Origin of the sequence: Peribacillus sp. NPDC097198, from assembly GCF_044762055.1 — a bacterium.
Taxonomy (GTDB): domain Bacteria; phylum Bacillota; class Bacilli; order Bacillales; family DSM-1321; genus Peribacillus.
In genome coordinates this window covers 211,127-227,665 of the sequence record NZ_JBIWDO010000004.1, presented here as the reverse complement: position 1 = coordinate 227,665, position 16,539 = coordinate 211,127, and the positions used below count along the sequence as shown (strand labels likewise).

At 41.0% G+C, this 16,539-nt stretch carries 17 protein-coding genes; 1 reads left to right on the top strand and 16 read right to left on the bottom strand.

What is annotated here, in order from left to right; all coding sequences use genetic code 11:
• Positions 1-115 precede the first annotated feature (115 nt).
• The 15 genes from asnS to ACIQXQ_RS08825 form a co-directional block, all read right to left on the bottom strand.
• Positions 116-1,408 (bottom strand): asparagine--tRNA ligase, encoded by a 1,293-nt coding sequence (asnS, locus tag ACIQXQ_RS08895; RefSeq protein ID WP_402956726.1) that lies wholly within the window; start codon positions 1,406-1,408, stop codon positions 116-118.
• A gap of 210 nt (positions 1,409-1,618) precedes the next feature.
• On the bottom strand, positions 1,619-2,803 hold the full coding sequence (locus ACIQXQ_RS08890) for a pyridoxal phosphate-dependent aminotransferase (RefSeq protein WP_402956724.1): 1,185 nt from the start codon (positions 2,801-2,803) through the stop codon (positions 1,619-1,621).
• A gap of 19 nt (positions 2,804-2,822) precedes the next feature.
• A complete protein-coding gene (locus ACIQXQ_RS08885; RefSeq protein WP_402869121.1) occupies positions 2,823-3,299 on the bottom strand; it encodes a cell wall elongation regulator TseB-like domain-containing protein in 477 nt (158 codons plus the stop codon).
• Between the two features lie 17 nt (positions 3,300-3,316).
• Entirely contained in the window at positions 3,317-3,487 is a 171-nt protein-coding gene (locus tag ACIQXQ_RS08880) for a YpmA family protein (RefSeq protein WP_214772022.1), read from the bottom strand.
• A gap of 158 nt (positions 3,488-3,645) precedes the next feature.
• Positions 3,646-6,426, bottom strand: coding sequence for an ATP-dependent DNA helicase DinG (gene dinG / locus ACIQXQ_RS08875; RefSeq protein ID WP_402956722.1), 2,781 nt, complete (start codon positions 6,424-6,426; stop codon positions 3,646-3,648).
• A gap of 180 nt (positions 6,427-6,606) precedes the next feature.
• Positions 6,607-6,990: an aspartate 1-decarboxylase gene (panD, locus tag ACIQXQ_RS08870; protein ID WP_402869126.1), complete on the bottom strand. Its 384-nt coding sequence runs from the start codon at positions 6,988-6,990 to the stop codon at positions 6,607-6,609.
• A gap of 22 nt (positions 6,991-7,012) precedes the next feature.
• Positions 7,013-7,858, bottom strand: a complete 846-nt coding sequence (gene panC, locus ACIQXQ_RS08865; protein WP_402869128.1) for a pantoate--beta-alanine ligase — start codon at positions 7,856-7,858, stop codon at positions 7,013-7,015.
• Complete coding sequence (panB, locus tag ACIQXQ_RS08860) at positions 7,855-8,694, bottom strand: 3-methyl-2-oxobutanoate hydroxymethyltransferase (protein WP_402956719.1); 840 nt, start codon at positions 8,692-8,694, stop codon at positions 7,855-7,857. Before panB ends, panC begins: the two co-directional genes overlap by 4 nt.
• A gap of 349 nt (positions 8,695-9,043) precedes the next feature.
• The gene (locus tag ACIQXQ_RS08855) at positions 9,044-10,024 is read right to left on the bottom strand and encodes a biotin--[acetyl-CoA-carboxylase] ligase (protein WP_402956716.1); all 981 of its coding nucleotides are present in this window, start codon (positions 10,022-10,024) and stop codon (positions 9,044-9,046) included.
• Complete coding sequence (locus tag ACIQXQ_RS08850; protein ID WP_402956714.1) at positions 10,009-11,202, bottom strand: CCA tRNA nucleotidyltransferase; 1,194 nt, start codon at positions 11,200-11,202, stop codon at positions 10,009-10,011. The genes ACIQXQ_RS08855 and ACIQXQ_RS08850 overlap by 16 nt, the downstream gene beginning before the upstream one ends.
• Positions 11,203-11,218: 16 nt before the next feature.
• Positions 11,219-12,358 carry an N-acetyl-alpha-D-glucosaminyl L-malate synthase BshA gene (gene bshA / locus ACIQXQ_RS08845; RefSeq protein WP_402956712.1) on the bottom strand — a complete coding sequence of 380 codons (1,140 nt, stop codon included), beginning with the start codon at positions 12,356-12,358 and terminating at the stop codon, positions 11,219-11,221.
• Between the two features lie 4 nt (positions 12,359-12,362).
• Positions 12,363-13,076 (bottom strand): bacillithiol biosynthesis deacetylase BshB1, encoded by a 714-nt coding sequence (gene bshB1 / locus ACIQXQ_RS08840; protein ID WP_402956710.1) that lies wholly within the window; start codon positions 13,074-13,076, stop codon positions 12,363-12,365.
• Entirely contained in the window at positions 13,060-13,485 is a 426-nt protein-coding gene (locus ACIQXQ_RS08835; protein ID WP_402869137.1) for a methylglyoxal synthase, read from the bottom strand. Before ACIQXQ_RS08835 ends, bshB1 begins: the two co-directional genes overlap by 17 nt.
• An 18-nt stretch (positions 13,486-13,503) precedes the next feature.
• On the bottom strand, positions 13,504-14,304 hold the full coding sequence (gene dapB, locus ACIQXQ_RS08830; RefSeq protein WP_402869139.1) for a 4-hydroxy-tetrahydrodipicolinate reductase: 801 nt from the start codon (positions 14,302-14,304) through the stop codon (positions 13,504-13,506).
• Positions 14,297-14,650 carry a nucleotide pyrophosphohydrolase gene (locus ACIQXQ_RS08825; RefSeq protein WP_402956708.1) on the bottom strand — a complete coding sequence of 118 codons (354 nt, stop codon included), beginning with the start codon at positions 14,648-14,650 and terminating at the stop codon, positions 14,297-14,299. Before ACIQXQ_RS08825 ends, dapB begins: the two co-directional genes overlap by 8 nt.
• Before the next feature lie 170 nt (positions 14,651-14,820).
• On the opposite strand from ACIQXQ_RS08825, the gene ACIQXQ_RS08820 reads away from it, so the two are divergent.
• The gene (locus ACIQXQ_RS08820; RefSeq protein WP_402869141.1) at positions 14,821-15,693 is read left to right on the top strand and encodes a YitT family protein; all 873 of its coding nucleotides are present in this window, start codon (positions 14,821-14,823) and stop codon (positions 15,691-15,693) included.
• Positions 15,694-15,786: 93 nt separating this feature from the next.
• Here the strand turns inward: ACIQXQ_RS08820 and ACIQXQ_RS08815 are convergent, their stop codons facing one another.
• Positions 15,787-16,461, bottom strand: a complete 675-nt coding sequence (locus ACIQXQ_RS08815) for a zinc metallopeptidase (protein ID WP_402956706.1) — start codon at positions 16,459-16,461, stop codon at positions 15,787-15,789.
• Positions 16,462-16,539 lie beyond the last annotated feature (78 nt).

The following is a 16,539-nucleotide window of genomic DNA, read 5'->3' as shown; positions in this document are numbered from 1 at the left end:
CTCTAAATTAGTATAACATGAAAAATGTGATACGAATAAGCTTATAATTTTAACAGAATTAATAGAAAAAAACGGTTATTCGCCCAGTATGGCTAAATAACCGTTTTTTTACAAATCAAGGATATAAGCGATTTAAAAGACGTGGGAAAGGAATAGTTTCACGGACATGTTCAACGCCGCTAATCCATGCCACTGTCCGTTCTAAGCCAAGGCCAAATCCAGAATGTGGGACAGATCCATATTTCCTTAATTCCATATACCATTTATAAGCATCTTCACTCAAACCATGTTCAGCAATGCGCTGTTCAAGAAGCTCCTGATCATGGATTCTTTCCGATCCACCGATAATCTCACCATAACCCTCTGGTGCGATCAAGTCGGCACATAAGACGACTTCTTCCCGGTTTGGATCTGGTTGCATATAGAACGGTTTAATTTTAGTAGGATAGTGTGTAATGAAGACCGGCTTATCATAGCTTTCAGCAATGGCCGTTTCATGTGGTGAGCCGAAATCGTCTCCCCATTGAATATCTTCAAACCCTTGTTCATGAAGGAACTTGATAGCTTCATCGTAAGTGATCCGCGGGAACGGAGCCTTGATTTGTTCAAGCTTTGTCGTGTCACGGCCAAGTGTATTCAATTCTAGCTGACAATTCTTCAGAACAGACTGAATGACGGCTGTGACAAATTGTTCCTGGACTTCTAGGTTTTCTTTGAATTCCACGAAAGCCATTTCCGGTTCAATCATCCAGAATTCGATTAAATGCCTTCTTGTCTTAGATTTCTCTGCCCGGAAAGTCGGACCGAAAGAAAATACTTTTCCTAACGCCATGGCTGCAGCCTCCATATAAAGCTGACCGCTTTGTGATAGATAGGCATCCTCATCAAAATATTTTGTCGCAAACAACTCACTCGTTCCCTCTGGTGCGCTACCAGTTAAAATCGGCGGGTCCACTTTGACAAAACCTTCATCATTGAAGAATTCATATGTAGCACGAATGATTTCGTTACGGATTTTCATAACCGCATGTTGACGCTTCGAACGAAGCCATAGATGACGATTATCCATTAAGAATTCTGGACCATGTGCTTTCGGAGTGATTGGGTAATCAACTGAATCATGAATGATTTCAATATTGTTCACCTGTAGCTCATAACCAAAAGGTGAACGCTCATCCTTTTGAATGACTCCCGTAACATACATGGAAGATTCTTGTGATACCGACTTTGCAGTAGAGAAAAGGTCTTCTCCTACATCAGCCTTCACGACTACCCCTTGGATGAAACCAGAGCCATCGCGGATTTGAAGGAAAGCAATTTTACCACTAGAACGCTTATTAGCAAGCCAGCCTCCAATTGTCACTTCTTGATCGACAAATTTGCTAGCATCTTTTATTGTAATTTTCACCGAATTTCCCTCCAAATATAACTTAACTACTAAGAAATTTACTCTATTTATTATACCTATAGGGCTCATTACAAGCAAATTATTCAGCTAATCTACTATAAATGTCTACTTTACTGCTCATAATCTTTTAACCATATAAAAAATAGGGAAGATATAAAAAAGCCTACAAACCCCCTAAACGAAATAGGGGACCTGTAGGCTTTTCAAATACTACGCCATTTTCGCTTTAACGAATGTATGAATTCTTTCAACGGCTGCTTCAAGTAGGTCCAAAGATGTTGCGTAGGATAATCTGATGTTATCCGGAGCCCCAAATCCTGAACCTGGGATGACGGCCACTTGAGCTTCTTCTAATAAAGCGGTAGTAAACTCTTCGACATTACTGAACCCTGTTAATTCAATTGCACGTTTCACATTCGGGAACAAATAAAATGCCCCCTGCGGTTTAATGCAGCTTACTCCCGGTATATCTACTAATTTTCCATAAATCGTATCCAATCTACTTTCAAATGCTTGACGCATTTCCTCTACCGGTTCCTGTGGGCCATCATATGCTGCAATTGCACCATATTGAGCCGTGGTAGTAGGATTGGATGTACTATGGCTAGCTAGGTTTGTCATGGCCTTGATGATGGCCTCATCACCTGCTGCATAACCAATTCTCCATCCTGTCATGGAATGTGATTTAGAAACCCCGTTGATGATGATCGTTTGCTTTTTCAATTCAGGAGAAATTTCTGCAATCGATATATGTTTTGCAGTTCCATATACCAATTTTTCATAGATTTCGTCCGAGATGATTAAAATATCATGATCTAGGCAAACTTTACCAATGGCTTCTAACTCATCTTTAGAATAGAGCATGCCAGTCGGGTTGCTTGGAGAGTTAATGATGACCGCTTTCGTTTTATCAGTGATGAATTCTTCGAGTTGTTCCTTTGTGATCTTATACTGGTTTTCTTCAGAGCCAACAACATACACGGGTTTTCCGCCAGCAAGCTTAATCTGCTCTGGGTAACTCACCCAATATGGTATAGGAACAATTACTTCATCTTCTTCATCCAAAATCGCTTGGAACAATGTATAAAGCGCATGTTTTGCACCAGAACCGACAATAATTTCAGAAGGCTTATACTCTAGACCTTGATCACGTTTTAACTTTGCTGCAATCGCGGCTTTCAGTTTTGGAAGCCCAGCAGAAGGCGTGTATTTGGTTTGTCCTTCATTCATGGATTGCATGGCTGCATCGATAATATGTTGAGGAGTATTGTAGTCAGGTTCGCCGGCCCCTAAGCCAATAATATCAAGACCTTGTGCTTTGAGTTCTTTTGCTTTTGCTGTGATTGCCAGTGTTGTTGAGGGTGTTAATGACTGAACCCGATTAGCTAATTTCATAGTAGTAAAATCCTCCATTCTATATACTTCGATAATACTTAAGCCATTCCCCTGTTTTGAAATCGTAATAATCATAATTATACCGTTCAGAATCGTCGAGATATGTTACCTCCCAAAGAGGAACATCCTTTTCCATACCAAGCTTAACAGATATGATTTCTTCAGGTTTTAGCTTATCATTCACTATGTTTAAAATTTCTTTTTTTGTCTTACCGTCTTTAAAATTCCTCACAACTATTTTTTTCTTCTCGTCCTCAGGAATCCAGACGATTTTTTTACTTCCATTTTTCGTCTTGCCAATGATAACAGAATATGAGGTTTGACCATTATAAAGGTAAAACTCATCCTTGGTATCAATTCCGCCTGCTTTCTTTGCCTTTTCAAAAGCCTCATTACCAGCTTCTTTTTTATGCTGTAATGCTTTAATGTATGCTCCGCTGACAAAACCGATAAAACAAAGGACTAGGATAGAAGCAATAACCAACCATTTTTTCAAAGCCGCTTTCCCTCTTTCTATGTACGATAAATAGTAAATATCGCTTTTTCTTGATCTTGTGAATCCAATGCCAGCCCGAACATCAAATCGTCCTTTTTCAACGTTCGATTCAAAGAATCCACAATCTTATACAAATCAGGTGAATTTTGCAGCCTGACTGTCGAGATCACTTCAATTTTGCTCTCCATGAAAATGCTCCTCCATTTTAACTAAAAATTGTCAACAACCACTGGTATGTATGGAATTTGAAGGCATAACTACCTTTCACATTATACCAGTTCATAGGTTATTTTTCTTCATTATTTCGCAAAATTCCACCTATAATAGGAAAAGAATAGAAGAGTCATTAAATCCACTCTTCTATCAAATCCGCCATTTCTCTAATGGAGACATTTTTCCAATCGATAGGGGGAATCGATTTTTTAAACTCATGCCCATATTTAGCCGTGATAACACGTCGATCCAATACGATCAGCAAACCCCGATCTTCTGGCGTACGGATTAACCTACCGAATCCCTGACGGAACCTTAACAGTGCTTCAGGTAAGGAATATGCCGAAAAGGCGTTCTTCCCCTGTTTTTCGAATAGCTGACATTTTGCAGCCGTAACCGGCTCATCGGGAGGTGAAAAAGGAAGCCTGACAATGACCAGACATGATAGATCTTCTCCTGGTATATCGACACCTTCCCATAGACTCGTCGTCCCGAAGAGCACTGCTTTCTCGAAATTTTGGAAATTCCTTAACAACCTCATCCTGCTTCCACCAGAAATCCCCTGTGCAAACAAAGTGAAATCATCCAAGACCTCGGAATCTTTTATGGCATAATATGTGGCACGCAACATCTCATGTGAAGTAAATAAAACCATCATCCTGCCCTTGGCAGCCTGGGCAGCTACAATTATATGGTTAGCTGCGTTCTCGGAAAACTCTTCCACTGTTAAACAGTTTATATCGGGGATATCATTCGGCACCAACACCTTTACCAAGTCCTTATAAGGGAATGGTGAAGGGTAGATGGCTGTCTGTACCCATTCTTTTTCCAAACCAAGCTGTGCCTTGAAATACTGGAAGGAATGTTTCACGGCTAACGTAGCAGATGTCATGATTACACTCTTCTGACGTCCAAAATAAGATTCCCACAACCATTTGCTTCCTGATATCGGTTGAACCGTCAACGTAACACCGTGCTGTGGCGCCGCTTTTGTATAATCAAGCCAATAAATATTTTCTTCATGAGGCTTAATGAAACATTCATGTAAGGAATCTCTTGTATCCTGAAGATGTCCAAGCAACACTTCGATATCATTCAGGTAAAACAAGGCATTTTTCCCTAAAGATGATTCATTATCCATTAAACGATGCAATCGCCTCTCAAGTTCCATGATCATTGAACCTGATAGATCCACTAACCGTTCCGCTATAAGTATCGCCTGTTTCCAGGAAGGATCTTCTATTTTAAAGGCAATTCGCTTCGGACCTATAGACCGTGAGAGTTTTTCCGCTTGATTGGACAAGAAATAAAAAAGTTGATCGAATTCATATGAAAAGTCACTTAGCTTTTGATCAAATGTATAGGTTGGACTGCCATCCGACCATCCATTGTTCGAAAGCAATTTTTCAAGTCTATAAAATAACTGCTTTTGATCGAAGGTCCCTAACCTGTTTAGCATGGTCTTTACTGAAATATAATGGAGCCTCCTACCAAGTTGTGTGGAAGCCGCCTGTTCCAAGTGATGGGCCTCATCCAAGACTAAATACCCTTCTTTGGGAATAAGGGCGTCTTCTGTAAGGAGGTCACTCATTAAAAAGGAATGGTTTGTAATGATAATATCTGCTTTTGCGGCTGTTTTCTTGGCCCTTTCAAAGAAGTCCAGTTCAATCCAGGGTTTTTTCAAACCTACATATGTAAGACCATCACTTTGAAGCCTGTTCCAAAACAATTGTCCACCACTAGTAAGATTCAATTCATCTTTATCCCCTGTTGCCGTTTCCGTCAACCAGACCAATATCTGCATTTTCGTTAAAGCAGTTTCATAATTATCTTCTTTTTCTCGCAATGCCCGCTCAAACTTTGCCAGGCTCAGGTAATTGCTTCTTCCTTTTAGCAAAACGGCTTGAAAGGAAAAAGGAAGGATCTTCTTCAGTTTAGGTACTTCATTTTGAAGGAGCTGATCCTGCAACTGAAGAGTATATGTCGAAATGACGACAGGTTCATGATGTTTCTTGGCAAAATAAACGGCCGGCAGTAAATAACCCAATGATTTTCCAATACCCGTGCCAGCTTCAATTATCGCATGCTGTCGGGATTCGAAGGAATCATGAATTAAGTTCATCATGCTAAGCTGTCCATCTCTTGCTTCAAAAGCGGGGTATGCATTTTGAAGCATGGCTATTTTCCCCTCGTCATCGAGTGGGAATTCTGTTTCTTGTTCAATATGCTCACTATCATCGGTTACTTTTTTAAATGCCAGTCCTCTAAATGTCGTAATACCTGGTAAACGGACCTCAGCTTTTGTAAGTTTGCTCGCAATGCAAGCATCTATTAATTCGGAAACCTCGCTCTGTAAGGAAAAAGATAGCCGGTATAATTGCTTAAGTGTCATCAATGGTAGGTCCAACAGCTTTTTTTTCAATTCTAACAATAATAAAGCGGTAGCATATGCATCGCTATCCGCTTGATGTGGCCTCGAATGGTCTAAATTTTCCTCTTTGGCCAGCTGATGCAATTTATATCCATCGGAAGTCGGTTTCATGATTTTCGCCAATTCTACCGTATCAAGCGTAGAACCATAAAAGGGCTCAAATCCGCACCTTACCAATTCTTCCTGTAGAAAAGATAAATCAAATAATACATTATGGGCGACAAAGCAAGCCCCTTCTATAAGATGGGCAATTTTTTCCGCGACATCTTCAAAATCTGGCGCATCCTTTACGGTCTCATTACTTATCCCGGTCAATTCTTCAATGAAAAGGGATATTTCCTGCCCAGGATGGATGAATGTTGAATAGGTATCAACAATCTGATCATTTTCAATGACCACACCAGCAAACTGAATGATCCTATCCCCTTTTTTGGGTGAATTCCCTGTTGTTTCTAAGTCAACCACTACATATCGTTGTGTCATGAATTGTACACCTCAAACTTCACTTTCTCCACTAGCTGATGGAATTCTTTATACCTTTTTTATACCATACTACACAGAATAAAGGAAACACTCCGATTGCCAGATGGACATAGGTTCAGGAGTCTGGTTGCATAAAAAAGGGGCCTGCTCAACATATAGATGTTGAGCCGCCCTCTTTGCTTACAAGATTGTCGCTGCAGGTTCGTGTGAAATCAATTCAATGATTTGGTTCCTTTCATTCATGATTGCCACTTTAGGTTGGTGATCACTCACCCTTTCTTCAGCCACCATCACATAAGAAATGATAATGACAATATCATCAGGCTGGACTAATCTTGCTGCTGCTCCATTTAAGCAGACAACCCCACTTCCACGTTCTCCCGCTATCACATATGTTTCCAGTCGAGCACCATTATTATTGTTGACAATCGCCACTTTCTCATTGGGCACGATGCCCACTGCATCAATAATATCTTCATCTATCGTGATGCTTCCCACATAATTCAAATTGGCTTCAGTCACCCTTGCCCGATGGATTTTCCCATTCATCATTGTCCGAAACATGATCGTTCCCCCTACTATCGTTTTATAGCGTTACTATAATATTATCAATGAGTCTTGCATGTCTGAACTTAACGGCCACAGCAATGATAATATTTCCATTCAGGACATCAAGTAGCTTCAGTTCCGGATATTGATAAATTTCAACATAGTCAATTTTGCCTTTTGTCCGGGCTTTGATATGCTCCTCGACGAGAGCTATCACCTTTTGAGGGTTTCTTTCCCCAGAAATAATAGCATCTTTCGCCTTCAATAAACTTTGGTACAGTTCTTTTGCTTCATGACGCTCATCCTCAAGCAGGAAGACATTCCGTGAGCTCCTTGCCAAACCATCTTCCTCACGTACTATATCAACGGCCACTAGCTCAATGGGGAAATTGAGGTCCTGTATCAACCCGTCGATTATTGCGACCTGCTGGGCATCCTTCATCCCGAAATACGCCCTATCAGGGAGGATGATATTAAAAAACTTCGTCACGACAGTTGCTACGCCATCAAAATGGCCGGGTCGCTTTCTACCACATAAACAATCGGTGCGGTTTTGAACAACGACTTTGACTGATGGATTTTCACCATACATTTCATCCACGGTCGGATAGAAAAGATAATCGACGCCCGCATTGACTGCCAGATTTTCATCCCGGTCCAAATCACGGGGATAAGACGCAAAATCCTCATTGGGTCCAAACTGCAACGGGTTGACGAAAATACTTAAAACTACGATATCATTCTCTCTACGGGCATTTTCTATAAGGGAGGCATGCCCTTCATGTAAGTACCCCATCGTTGCAACATAGCCTACACTTTTTTTATTGGTTCTGTCATGACGGAGTACTTTCTGCAATTCTATTGCTGATGTAAAAGTTTTCATTTTTCTCCTCCGTAAAGCGCATGAAGTTGTTCTTCCTTCATCGTAAATGAATAATCTCTCGTCGGAAAATCGCTTGATTTTACTTCTTTCACATAACTTTCAATTGAATTTCCAATTAATTCATTGGCATTTCCATATACCTTGACAAATTTTGCAACCCGTTCAACCCCATACGTAATGAGATCATGGAAAACCAATACTTGTCCATCCGTTTCGGCTCCAGCTCCAATTCCAATCGTCGGGATTGTAAGGTCTTTAGTAATACACTCTCCCACTTGATAAGGTACACACTCAAAAACAATGGCCAGAGCCCCAGCCGCTTCGCATTTCCTTGCATCTTCCATTAGCTTTTGGGCAGCTTCGGCATCTTTTCCTTGAACCTTATATCCTCCGAGCACGCCTACAGATTGGGGTGTCAATCCTAGGTGTGCGACTACCGGAATTCCTGCCTTCGTCAAAGCAGAAATCTTTTCGACCACATCGTCCGCCCCTTCAACCTTTACAGCATCGGCATGGCCTTCCTGCATAATGCGAGCTGCATTCTTGAGCGTTTCATCCAAAGATAGATGATAGCTCATGAAAGGCATATCCGTTACGACAAATGTATCAGTAGCCCCTCGTTTCACCGCTTTTGTATGGTGAATCATGTCTTCAACAGTCACTGGAATGGTGGAGTCGTAACCTAGAACCACCATACCTAACGAATCCCCGACCAAAATCATATCAACCCCTGATTGCTCGGCTAACTTTGCCGATGGATAATCATAGGCGGTCAGCATGACAATTTTTTCACCTTTTTGTTTCATTTTCAAAAAATCACCGGACATCAACTTCATTACGTTTCCTCCTTTATTAGAGGAGATGAAAACATCAGTGTTTTAAAAACTGGTGTCTAGACATTCGCTGTACAAAAAAGACCGACTAAATAGAGTCCCTAGTTCGTGATGATAAAAATGGCCAAACAAATGGCCTTTATCATCAACGTTCAAAGTACTTTCCTTTAGTCGATCTCTTTGGTATCTTTAGAAGTTTCATCCCTCCGTCCCCGTCCAATCATTTGGATCAAGGCAGATTTTCAAATATTTTTGTGTTATTGGGGTGCAGTTCTATCACGATACTGCCCACTTGAATTATATCAAGCCACATTCGATTATTCTATTTATTTTTCTTATATTCTACAAAAATCTACTGAATTTCTATATCTGCAGAATAAATAGAATGGATGGTCCCTTGATCATCTTCGAGAAGAAGAACGCCAGCATCCGTGATTCCAAGTGCCTTGCCCACAATTGTATCATTAACGGTACTTGCTTTAAGAATTTGCCCTAAACTGATTGCATAACTCTCCCACAGGAGCTTAATTGGCATGAAACCTTCTTGTAAATAAAGTGTATACAGATCTTCTAGACGAAGCAGGACTCTTTGGATGACCTTGGCCCTTGAAATCTTCACTCCACTTTCTATTGAAAGAGAAGAAGCTTTCTCCTGAAGGTCCTCTGGAAAGTCTTCTTTTTGTTGGTTGATATTCATTCCGATCCCGATGATGACGGAATGTATTCTATCCGACTCAGCCTGCATTTCCGTTAAGATTCCCGTAACTTTTTTACGATTAATAAGTAGGTCATTTGGCCATTTGATCTGAGGTTGAAGTTCTGTAACATCCTCGATTGCCTGTGCTACAGCAACTGCAGCCAACAAGGTTAACTGCGGCGCCTGATGAAGAGGGATTTTTGGACGTAAGATCAGACTCATCCAAATACCGCTGAATTTTGGAGAATGCCAAGATCTCATGAGCCTTCCTTTTCCTGAAACTTGTTCCTCGGCTATCACAAGGGCGCCTTCCTCCGCCCCTTCGTTAGCCAGCTGGTGGGCAATTTTTTGTGTCGATTCGACGGATTCTTGATAATGGATCATCTTTCCAAGGGCTTTCGTCTCCAGCCCGAATTGAATTTCACTTTCCGATACTTTTTCTGGAGCCGATACAATGCGGTACCCTTTCTTTCGGACTGCTTCAACCATATATCCTTCACCGCGCAAATCCTCTATATGCTTCCAAACGGCCGTACGGGAACAGCCAATATACTCAGCTATTTCCTGTCCTGAAATAAATGTTCCATTCGCTTTAGAGAGGGCTTGCATCAGTTTAGTCCTTAAATCAGATTGCATGTTATAAGCCACTCCTTAATTTCAGCTTTTTCATTTGTTATTTCTGAATTCAATACAGCTGCCAAAATCAGTTCCAAGTATTTTCTAACCCAAGGACCCGGTTTTTCTATATGCCATGACAATAAGTCCTCTCCAGTTACATCAAGATCTGACATACTCTTTAGAAGAAGGTTTTCGTACTTGATAGACATGGACTTTTCCGCTTCTAATACGTTTCTGCCTTCGAGAATTGCCTTAACTTTGGCTGCCTGAACCGCTTCGATATGACCTGCCTGGAATACATCAAAAGTGGAATCTTCAAATCCAGGTTCCTTTTCAACCAATTGTATAATACGTTGGACATTCCTGATTGATTTTAAAGGAAGCTTCCATGCTCTCAATACTTCCTCAATATCCTCCATATCTGCCTGGATGAGGACGACCGCCCATAACTCAGGCACTGTCAATTGATGAATGGGGAGAAGCAATACCTTTTCCAATTTTTCCTTTTGACCAGCAAATTGGGGAAGAAACTGATATAATCCACTATCCAGTAAAAGACTTAGTGCCTTTATCCGATTGTCGCCGGCTAATAGCTTTTCAAATTCTACAAGAATTCTTTCAACGGCAATCTCCCGTAAAATAGGCCCGTTCTCCTTTAAGGATTGGAATGTTTCTTCATCAAGTTGAAAATTCAGCTGACTGACGAACCTCAATGCTCGCATCATCCTAAGACCATCTTCGGCAAAACGATCATGTGGGTTACCAACAGTCGTTATCTTTTTTTGAAAAAGGTCAAGTTGGCCCTTGTATGGGTCGAAGATGACCCCGGATTTGTCCATAGCGATTGCATTTATCGTAAAATCTCTTCTTTGTAGATCCTCAGTCAAAGAACGGACGAATTTTACTGAATCAGGCCTACGATAATCCGTGTATCCACTCTCTGTTCGAAAAGTAGTAATTTCATATGTCCCTGACTCCAGTATCACTAATACAGTTCCATGTTCGATTCCCACATCCGCCGTTTTTGGGAATATCCCTTTAACTTCCAAAGGTGTAGCGGAGGTTGCGATATCCACGTCATTAATGGGCCTGCCGAGAATATAGTCCCTGACCGATCCACCAACAAAATAAGCTTCGAACCCCGCTTCTTCAATTCTTTCAAGAATGGGTACCGCTTCTATAAATAACCGATCCAACTATGTCTCCTCCTCACTACTCCAATGAATTGGTCCCAAGCACCTGCATATAGATTTCTTCATATTCTTTCATGATCGTATCTGAGTGGAACTCAGTATTGGCACGATCCAAAGCAGCTTTTGAGAACTGTTCATGTAAGGTGGGATCACTTAATAGTTTGATCGCTTTTTGAGAGATCATTTCGACGTCTCCTAATTCACATATGTAACCCGTTTCTCCGTCAACAATGACTTCAGGTATCCCGCCGACATTCGTTCCGATGCAAGGAACTCCACAAGCCATCGCTTCTAACAGTACAAGCCCAAAGCTTTCTTTTTGGGACAACAATAAAATTAAATCACTGATTGAATATAATTCTGCCAGGTTATCCTGCTTGCCCAAGAATAGAACCTTATCGCTGATGCCCAGATCTTCCGCCAACTTCAATACAGTAGTCACTTCAGGTCCATCCCCGACAAGTAAAAGCTTGGCTGGCACCTTTTTTTGCGTTAAATAGAAGGCACGGACCACATCTTGTACTCGTTTAACTGTCCGGAAATTAGAAACGTGGATGATGACTTTTTCATTCTTCTCAAATCCGTATTCGTCCCGTAAATATCCTGAGTCGGTTTTATGATAATCGCGTTCATCAATAAAGTTATAAATGGTTTGAATTTCCTTATCCGGAGCAATCAACTCATGTGTTTGCTTGACGAGTGAATGAGAGACGCCTGTGACGACATCCGAATTTTCTATACCGAATTTGATTAAATTAGATAATGATGGGTCATGACCCAATACCGTGATGTCCGTTCCATGAAGCGTTGTGACGATTTTCACTTTATTACCTGACATCTGCTTAGCCAGAATTGCACAAACCGCGTGAGGTATCGCATAATGAACATGTAAAATATCAAGTTCTTCCCGTTTAACAACCTCGGCTATCTTGCTTGCAAGTGCCAAATCATAAGGAGGATATTGAAAAACGGAATACGAATTCACTTCCACTTGATGATAATAAATATTATGGTACATCTTATTTAACCGAAACGGGAGACTTGAAGAAATAAAATGAATCTCATGCCCCTTTTCCGCAAACATTTTGCCCAACTCGGTAGCCACGACACCTGACCCACCTACAGTCGGGTAGCAGGTAATTCCGATTTTTAATTTCATATGATTAATTTTCCCCTAACAAATCGATTTCGACCAAAAATGGTTTTTTTGACATGAACCCTTCCGCATAATCGACACCGACTTCTTTACCGAACATCCGCTCACGTGCTTCGACTGTTTCGATATAACCGTTAACAAGCGGAGTATCCACTGTGGTATCCTTCTGCTCAAACTGACTTTCGTAAGCTCTAAGACTGTCAAGTTTCTTTGATATCGTAGAGGAAATGTCAATGACAAAATCAGGCTTATGAAAACCATTTATCATGTAATAATACATATTTTTGACACGGTGGGCTTCCAATCCGGCATTCTCCATATATTTTCTCACACCAGCAGAAAAAACTGCTTCTTCAACTAACTTTGCACAGTTTCCATGGTCAGGATGGCGATCTTCTAGAAAAGGTGCAAAGACAAGTTTGGGCTTATACTGACGGATGACCGCTATTACTTTCTGTATGTATTCTTCTTTCATATAAAGCCCACGGTCAGGAAGGTCTAGGGAGATTCTATTGACCCCGAGGATTTCCGCCGCCTTTGATGCTTCCTTAATCCTTAATGGGACAGTCCCATTGGATGACATTTCAGCCTTGGTCAAATCACAAATAACAATTTTTTTACCTTGCTGTGCATATTTAGCTATCGTGCCCCCCATCCCGATTTCTACATCGTCTGCGTGGGCCCCGAATGCGAGGATATCTATATTATTTTTGTTTGTCATTTATCTCACCTTGTTTTTCTCTAAGTTTGAGCCAGTCCATATATCCATGTTTAAGTCCTTGAATAAGGACCTCCGCTGTTCCCATATTCGTTGCCAGCGGGATTTCATAGACATCAGATAGGCGGATAAGTGCTGATACATCCGGTTCATGGGGTTGGGAAGTTAAAGGATCACGAAAGAATAGCACCATATCCATTTCCCCTCTAGCTATCATCGCCCCGATTTCTTGGTCTCCTCCAAGTGGTCCAGAATGGAAACGATGGATTGGCAAAGATACTTCATCTATAATCCTTTGCCCCGTTGTACCAGTCGCAAATAGTTCATGTTGTTGAAACACATCTTTATAGGCCATTACGAATTGAATGATATCTTCCTTTTTCTTATCATGAGCAATTAAAGCAATCTTCATCATACGCCTCCTTAATCCCTACTCGATAATATTTTCCAAGCCATAAACAAGTACATCGAGTTTCATGACTGTTTCCACAGCAAGCTTTACTCCTGTCATGAATGATGCACGGTTAAATGAATCATGGCGTACCGTCAAGAGTTCCCCATCGCTCCCGAATAGTACCTGTTGATGGGCAACAAGTCCTGGAAGGCGTACACTGTGGATATGCATGCCATCGATCTTGGCTCCTCGAGCCCCTTGAATCGTCTCTTTCTCGTTTGGATGCCCTTGTTCTTTTGTTTCGCGGACTGCCGCTATCATATCTGCCGTTTTTGAGGCAGTTCCGGAAGGTGCATCCAATTTTTGATCATGATGCATTTCAATAATTTCGACATCCGGAAAGTATTTGGCTGCCATTTGTGAAAACTTCATCATCAAGATTGCGCCAATCGCAAAATTGGGTGCGATGATACAACCAATGCCTTTTTCCTTAGTCAAAGAATCCAGTTTCTCTAAATCCGATTTAGAAAAACCTGTCGTACCTACAACAGGGCGAATACCATGGTTCAAGGCTGTTTCTGTATGGTACATCCCAACTTCCGGTGTTGTTAAATCAATCAATACATCTGCTTCCACCTTGGAAAAGCATTCATTAATATCTGAATACACTGGTGCCTCAATGCCATTGAACCCCTCGATAGTAGATAAGTTCTCTCCATTAAACTTACGATCTATTACAGCGGCTAATTGAAATCCATCTGTGCGATGTACCAATTTCACCGCTTCATTTCCCATTCTGCCACGCGGCCCCGCAACAATCACTCTCACTTCACTCATCCTTCATTCCCCCTACGTTCTCATCTTTTTTTGTCCATCTGTCTTTATCCCGGGTTGTAAATTTATGCATGACCATATCATGCGATTTTTGTAGATCAATGCCAAGGGAATTAGCAAAACAGATCATCACGAACAACATATCCCCCAATTCCTCTTCAACTGTATTTTCTTTTTCAGTCAATTTTTTAGGTTTTTCGCCATAGTAATGATTGACTTCTCTTGCAAGTTCCCCGAGCTCCTCTGACATGCGTGCAAGCATGGCCAATGGGCTAAAATATCCTTCTTTAAATTGTCCTATGTATTGATCGACCTCAGCTTGCATTTGTTGAATCGTTTTCTGTTCCATTTTGTCACCCATTCTTGATATTCGATTACAAATATTTATTTCTACTCCATGTTAGCTAAAAGTGCAAGAGATGACAACCGATACGCCCACCGTAATTAATTGCTCACAAATGGTTAATTGGTTATAATAAGTAAATTACTTGAATACATACGTTTTGGGGGTCTCTAGACATGCTAAACGGTTTAAAAGTGAAAAACATCCTGTTCATCCTAATTGGAGCTGGAATTTTTGCATTCGGCCTTGTCCATTTCAATATGCAAAATAACTTGGCAGAAGGCGGGTTCACTGGTCTTACCTTGATTATATATCAACTCATTGGTTTAAATCCGTCATATTCCAATTTGATATTAAATATTCCCCTTTTCTTCGTTGGTTGGAAATACTTGGGCCGAACTTCTTTTTTTTATACAATCGTTGGCACTGTCGGTTTATCGGCTTGGCTTTGGATTTTTGAAAGGTATCAGTTTGAAATAAATCTTGGCCAAGATTTAATGCTGGTTGCCTTGTTTGCAGGGGTCTTTGTCGGTGTTGGCCTGGGCATCATATTCCGGTATGGCGGAACGACGGGCGGAGTTGATATTATTGCCCAATTTGCTCATCGTTATTTAGGGATGGGGATGGGGCGTACCATGTTTATATTCGATGCGGTCGTCATTGGTCTTTCCATTTTAACTTATTTGGATTATCGAGAAGCGATGTATACCCTCGTAGCCGTATTCATAGGGGCGCGCGTCATCGACTTTATGCAAGAAGGTGCCTACGCTGCAAGAGGAGCCATGATTATCAGTGAGAAAAATGAAGAAATTGCTGAAAGGATCATGCATGACATGGATCGGGGGGTAACAGTCTTGAAAGGCTATGGTTCATTCACAAAAAACAATCGTGAAATTCTATATTGTGTCGTTGCCAAAAATGAACTTGTCCGATTAAAAAGTGCTATAACGTCAGTCGACCCCCATGCTTTTGTGTCTGTCAGTGAAGTACATGACGTTCTAGGAGAAGGTTTTACGTTAGATGAAAACAAAAATCCAATAATACGATAACGCTTTCGGATGATCCTTGAAATATCCCTGTAGTTCGTACGTGAATGTAGAGATTGAAAAAGGCATGATTTCAAAATGAAATCATGCCTTTTCTTAATCTTCTTCCCTCATACCTGTGTACATAAGCAGAAGGCGAACTAATTCGAGTACAGCTACAAGAGCAGCAGCTACATAGGTCATCGCGGCAGCACTTAACACTTTTTTCGTTTCTCTCTCTTCATCATTTCGGATGACTCCAACGGAAACAAGTTGATCCATTGCCCGTGAGGAAGCATTAAACTCAACTGGCAGAGTGACTACCTGAAATAATACAGCTGCAGCCATGAATACGATACCCGCTAATAATAAAGCTGGTATGTTCGCAAACATACCGACTAAAATTAAAATCCAGGAAATATTCGAACCAAAGTTTGCGACTGGGACTAACGCATGACGAATCCGCAAGAATGCATAAGCTTCCTTATCTTGTATCGCATGTCCAACTTCATGGGCTGCAACAGCTACACCAGCAACTGAATGTCCATGATAGTTATCTGTGGATAAGCGTACTGTCTTATCTCTTGGATCGTAATGATCGGATAGCATGCCTGGTGTTTCTTCGACTCTTACATTGTAGAGACCATTTTGGTCGAGAATGGCCCTAGCAGTCTCTGCACCATTCATACCTGATGAAGCAGGCACTTGAGAGTACTTTTTATACGTACTCTTCACTTTCATTTGTGCGTAAATCGGGATTAAGATGATAATCGCCAAATAAATGAAATACATGGTTTCCTCCTAAGAACTATAATTACTTTTATTCTATGGATACGGGACGGTCATGTCAAATATAGTGTTCTTCAGGGT